The sequence below is a fragment of the Streptomyces sp. NPDC026417 genome, assembly GCF_055567695.1.
Genome location: NZ_JBVHPY010000122.1, coordinates 1 through 1,283 on the forward strand (window position 1 = coordinate 1; position 1,283 = coordinate 1,283).

1 protein-coding gene is annotated in these 1,283 nt (G+C 65.9%); it reads left to right on the top strand.

From position 1 onward, the window contains the following. Positions 1-69 precede the first annotated feature (69 nt). A protein-coding gene (locus tag ACZ4NT_RS39325; RefSeq protein ID WP_467730234.1) for an IS3 family transposase occupies positions 70-1,250 on the top strand; the annotation gives its coding sequence in 2 pieces (ribosomal slippage) (positions 70-337 and positions 337-1,250; 1,182 coding nt in all). Positions 1,251-1,283 lie beyond the last annotated feature (33 nt).

Here is a 1,283-nt window from a genome sequence, read left to right on the forward strand (position 1 = left end):
GGGCCCTACCCCTTGATCGTGGACACACTGATCATTGGATCGTGAAGATTCATAGGACAGGAGTTCCCGTTGGGGACGTCGAAGTACTCGCCTGAGTTCCGGGCTGATGCCGTCGTGCTGTTCCACGCCAGCCCGGGTGGGACGTATGCGTTGGTGGCCAAGGACGTGGGCGTCAACCACGAGACCCTGCGCACGTGGGTTCGGGACGCTGAGCAGGCCGCCCGGCCCGGGGCCGTGGAGGCCACCGCGATGGAGAAGGAGAACCGTCAGCTGCGGGCGCGGGTGAAGGAACTCGAGCTCGAGCGGGAGATCCTGCGGAGGGCCGCGAAGTATTTTGCGGCCGAGACCAGCTGGTGAGCAGCCGCTTCCAGTTCGTCGACGATCACCGTGGCGCCTTCGGCGTCAAGCGGCTGTGCCGGATGCTGCAGGTCTCGCGTTCCGGCTTCTACCGGCACCCGGCCGGCGCGCAAGCGCGCGACGACCGGGCACGGGCCGATGCCGAACTCGCCAAGCGCATCACCGAAATCCACCAGGAATCCGACGGTACCTACAGGGCCCCGCGGGTCACAGCCGAGCTCCGGGACCGCGGCGAGCGGGTCAATCACAAGCGCGTGGCACGCGTCATGAGGAGGTTCAACATCGTCGGGTTCCACCTGCGCAAGAAGGTCCGCACCACCATCCCCGAACCCTCTGCGACGCCGGTGCCGGACCTCCTGCAGCGCGACTTCACCGCGACCACGCCGAACACTCGCTACGTGGGCGACATAACCTACCTGCCGGTGGGCAATGGTCAATTCCTTTATCTGGCAACGGTGTTGGACCTGGCCTCGAGACGACTGGCCGGCTGGTCGATCGACGACCACATGCGCACCGAGCTGGTCACCGACGCGCTCATGGCCGCCGCCGCGGCGCGGGGTGCCGACGGCCTGCGCGGGGCGATCTTCCACAGCGACAACGGGTCGCAATACGTCTCGATGGAGTTCGCCCAGGTCTGCGGTGAGCTCGGCGTGATCAGATCACGCGGCGCGGTGGGCACGAGCGCGGACAACGCCACCGCAGAATCGCTGAACGCAACCATGGAAAGAGAGACGCTCCAGGCGAGAAAACGGTGGAACGGGGCCCGCGAGGCCCGGCTCGCGGTCTTCCGATGGGTGACTCGCTACAACACCAGACGAAGGCACTCTCATCTCGGCCAGATCAGCCCGATCACTTACGAACAGCGATCAACTACGCTGACCACCGCCGCATAACAACCGGTGTCCACGATCAAGGGTGAAGCCCCG